General features: G+C 48.3%; 1 protein-coding gene and 1 pseudogene. Both read left to right on the top strand.

The annotated features are described in order from the left end of the window. Window positions 1-79: pseudogene (locus E3O56_RS16150) on the top strand (polysaccharide lyase family 7 protein); the annotation flags it as partial. Between the two features lie 669 nt (window positions 80-748). Beyond that, window positions 749-1,126, top strand: a complete 378-nt coding sequence (locus E3O56_RS16145; RefSeq protein ID WP_146097902.1) for a hypothetical protein — start codon at window positions 749-751, stop codon at window positions 1,124-1,126. Window positions 1,127-1,376: the final 250 nt, after the last annotated feature.

Raw genomic sequence — 1,376 nt, 5'->3', positions numbered from 1 at the left:
GTATGTGCAGGACAACAGTGGGGACAGCAAGGAAGGCGCGCGGGTGACGTTTGCGAAGTTGGATATTGATCACGAGTGAATGGATTAGCCTATTTCGAGTAGGCAACGTCCGACAAGCCCAAGGATCATTCCCCGATAAATCCAGACGATTAAATTCCCTGTGGGAGGGGGCTTGCTCCCGATAGCGGTGTGTCAGCTCAAATAGCTGTGACTGACCCACCGCAATCGGGGGCAAGCCCCCTCCCACATTTGGCCTGTGTGGCCTGAGGGCTTGGTGTCCGTCCTACAGCACCATTGCGACAAGCCAACTCGCCGCTTATAGCTCGCCCCGTCGCCGGCGTTGATCAGCGATAGGATTTCGCAGCCCTACAGAGTTAAAACCGCACCCGTCAAAACAGTCCCGGTATCTTGCCGACGGCAGTCTTTGTTATGGCGGCTGTGCGTGGGAGACCTTCGGGTCTGCCGGGTCTTAGCTCCTCGGTCTGCGAACCCGCGTACAGCTGCCCTCTACCGTTACTTTACCAGCCGAACTGCCCTCTTACAGTCGTCATTGAGCATCATCCAACTTAATTCGACAAAAGACCGGTCAATACCTATGCAATTTCGAACACTTCAATATTTCTAAAAGTTATATATAACTGCCAACATTAACAGGTTACACAGATTAGATTTCTTGACAACATTGCCTCGCGGCGAGGAAATCAACATTTACGACTGCCGTATTTGACTCTTACTCAGGAGAATTATCATGGCCAAGCACAACACCCCGCTAGAAGCCTACTATCGCTTCACGCCAGCCAGCGTTAATCATTACTGGCTAAAAATCACTTTTGCTGACTACGATACGGGGGAACTTAAAGGAGATATGCAAGGCTACCCTTTTATAAGCGCAAGCTACAGTAGAGAAAGTGCACCCTCCACAAAATCCTCTCTTTTCTTCAGAGTAAACTATAGACTATGGGACCCAGAAGCCCCAGGGCCAAACGGTACAAAAGGGAATCTAACAGTACGTACTGGCAAACTGAACCTGATGGCTGACGATCACTCCTACAACACGCTTTACGGAAATCTCCAAGAGGATGGAAGTTCTGAATCAATAGGAGTAACACTTACGAAATCTCAGTGAGCAAGAGCTGTACTTTTGTAGTCACTCACTAAATCCTACACCGACATACAATCTCATCGAGATGATCGTATACAGATGAGAAAATTTTTTGATTGAATTTACTCAATACTCATATTGAAAAATATGAGTATTTTTTAATCTACCCACTCTGATACAGGAAATGAGCGACGAGTCACTTTCGACCACTTTGTACGGACCGGACACATGGTTGACGGGTGTGCGGGGACATGGTGGACACTTTTCGGCGAGC

The organism is Pseudomonas sp. W2Aug9, assembly GCF_023127755.1.
Lineage (GTDB): Bacteria > Pseudomonadota > Gammaproteobacteria > Pseudomonadales > Pseudomonadaceae > Aquipseudomonas > Aquipseudomonas synxantha_A.
This window is presented reverse-complemented; position numbering and strand designations above follow the sequence as displayed.